General features: G+C 74.0%; 2 protein-coding genes. Both read right to left on the bottom strand.

Going from position 1 to position 2,804, the window contains the following annotated elements; translation table 11 throughout:
* Window positions 1-1,199, bottom strand: a 1,199-nt coding sequence (locus tag AB0J52_RS34920) for an ABC1 kinase family protein (protein ID WP_500187173.1), incomplete at its 3' end; no start/stop codon positions are given.
* Between the two features lie 97 nt (window positions 1,200-1,296).
* Window positions 1,297-2,804, bottom strand: a 1,508-nt coding sequence (gene lysX / locus AB0J52_RS34915; protein ID WP_500187172.1) for a bifunctional lysylphosphatidylglycerol synthetase/lysine--tRNA ligase LysX, incomplete at its 5' end; no start/stop codon positions are given.

The following is a 2,804-nucleotide window of genomic DNA, read 5'->3' as shown; positions in this document are numbered from 1 at the left end:
GGCGGCAGCCGCAGCTGCCGGGCGAGGCTGCCGGGCCGCATGTCGGTCGCCATGGCGAGGCTGCGGCCGGTCTCCCGGCGCAGCCACTCCCGGGTGTACTGGAAGGTCTCCCGCGTGAACGGCGTCGCGTGCGGGACGACCAGGTCGGCGAACTGCTCGGGGTCCACGTCGGCGTCCGGCGCGAGGAAGCCCTCGTCGACGGCGTTGGCGACCATCTCCTCCGGGTCGCCTCCGGTGCCGATCGCCACCATCCGGCCGAGGGACCAGAGCAGCTCGTCCGAGACGCGCGCGGCCCCGCCGAAGTCCATGACGCCGAGCCGCCCGTCGGCGAGCAGCCGGAAGTTGCCCGGGTGCGGGTCGATGTGGATCAGCCCGCAGCGGGACGGTCCCGACAGCAGGAAGCGGAACAGCAGCACCCCGGCCCGGTCGCGCTCCGGCTTGGTCCCGGACGCGATGACCTTCGACAGCGGCGTGCCGTCCAGCCACTCGGTGACCAGCACGTGGCCGGACTGCGCGACGACGGCGGGGACGGCGAAGTCCGGGTCGCCCGCGTAGGCGTCGTGGAAGGCCGTCTGCGCGGCGGCCTCGTCCTCGTAGTCGAGCTCCTTCTCCAGCCGGCGCCGCAGGTCGGCGATGACCGGCTTGGCCTCCACGCCCGGGAAGAGCGGGTTGATCAGGCGGCTGAGCCGGGAGATCTGGTTGAAGTCGCTCATCAGCGCGGCGCCCGCGCCCGGGTACTGCACCTTGACCGCGACCGTCCGGCCGTCCGCCCAGACCGCCTTGTGGACCTGGCCGATCGACGCCGCCGCGGCGGGCCGGTCGTCGAACGAGGCGAACCGGTCGCGCCAGTCCGGGCCGAGGCCCTCGGCCAGCACCCTGTGCGTGGTGGCGGCGGGCATCGGCGGGGCCGCCTCCTGCAGCCGGGTCAGGCTGGCGCGGAACGGCGCCGCCAGCTCGTCCGGCAGGCCCGCCTCGAAGATCGACAGCAGCTGGCCGACCTTCATCGCGCCGCCCTTGAGCTCGCCGAGCACCGCGAACAGCTGGTCGGCGGTGCGCCGCTGGACCTCCAGCGCGACCGCCTCGGCGGGCTTGCCGAGGGTCCGCTTGCCCAGGCCGAGCGCGGTGCGGCCGGCGAAGCCGAGGGGCAGGCTCGCCAGCTTGGCGGTGCGGGTGACCGCACGCCGGGGGATGTCGCTCACGTCGCGGACCGTCCTCACTCCCGTTGGGAATCCCTCCCCATTTTTCCCGCTAAGTCATGAAAACGTCATACCGCCGGGAGAGATCGCCCGGACCGGCTCAGCGGCCCGGCCTGACCAGCGGGAACGCGACCGACTCCCGGATGGACCGGCCGGTGAGCGCGATGAGCAGCCGGTCGACGCCCATGCCCATGCCGCCCGCCGGGGGCATGCCGTACTCCAGGGCCCGCAGGAAGTCCTCGTCCAGCTCCATCGCCTCGGCGTCGCCGCCCGCCGCCAGCAGCGACTGCTCGGTGAGCCGCCGCCGCTGCAGGATCGGGTCGATCAGCTCCGAGTAGGCGGTGCCGAGCTCCATGCCGAAGACGATCAGGTCCCACTTCTCGGCGAGCCGCTGGTCCTTGCGGTGCGGGCGGGTCAGCGGGGACGTCTCGGCCGGGAAGTCCCGCACGAACGTCGGGGCGGTCAGGCCGTCCTCGACCAGCGCCTCGTAGAGCTCCTGGACGATCCGCCCCTGCCCCCACTCGGGGTCGACCTCGATGCCCGCGCGGGCCGCGTGCCGGGCGACCTCCGGGCGCGGGGCGTCGGTCGTGATCTCCTCCCCCAGCGCGTGCGACACCGACCCGTAGACGGTGATCTGGTTCCACGGCGCGGCCAGGTCGTGCTCGACGCCGTCCCGGACGACCACGGTCGTGCCGAGCGCGGCGCGGGTGCCCGCGAGCACCAGCTCGCGGGTCAGCTCCGCCATCGTGTCGTAGTCGCCGTAGGGCTCGTACGCCTCCAGCATCGTGAACTCGGGGTTGTGGGTCGCGTCCACGCCCTCGTTGCGGAAGTCGCGGCCCATCTCGAAGACCTTGCCGACCCCGCCGACCAGCAGCCGCTTCAGGTACAGCTCCGGCGCGATCCGCAGGTACAGCCGCATGTTGTAGGCGTTGATCCGGGTGGTGAACGGACGCGCCGTCGCGCCGCCGTGGATCGGCTGCAGGATCGGCGTCTCGACCTCCAGGTAGCCGCGCCCCCGCAGGACGTCCCGGACGGCGCAGACCGCGTCGCCGCGCATCCGCAGCATCCGGCGCGACTCGTCGTTGACGATCAGGTCCACCGCCCGGTGCCGGACGCGGGCCTCGGGGTCGGCGAGCCCGCCGCGCTTGTCCGGCAGCGGGTGCAGGCACTTGGCGGTGAGCTTCCACCCGGACGCCAGCACCGACAGCTCGCCGGTCCGGGTCGTCATGACCTCGCCGGTCACGCCCACCTGGTCACCGAGGTCGATCATCGTCTTCCACCGCCGCAGCGGCTCGCGGCCCAGCACGTCGGCGGCGAGCATCACCTGGACGTCGCCGGACTCGTCGCGCAGGGTCGCGAAGACCAGCCCGCCGTGGTCGCGTTCGAGCATGACCCGGCCGGCGATCGCGGCGGTCTCCCCGGTGGCGGCGTCCGGGGCGAGGTGGCCGTACCGCTCGCGCAGCCCGGCGGCCAGGCCGGTGCGGTCGAACCCGAGCGGGTAGGGCTCGACGCCCGCCGCCTCGATCCGCTCCAGCTTGGCGTGCCGGACGCGCTCCTGCTCCGACAGCCGGCGGCGCGGGGCCCGGTCGCGCTCGGCGGCCTCGGCCA

The organism is Spirillospora sp. NPDC049652 (assembly GCF_040675125.1).
In the GTDB taxonomy this organism is placed as follows: Bacteria; Actinomycetota; Actinomycetes; order Streptosporangiales; family Streptosporangiaceae; genus Spirillospora.
Note: the sequence above shows the minus strand (reverse complement) of the source record. Positions and strands in the feature narration are given on the sequence as shown.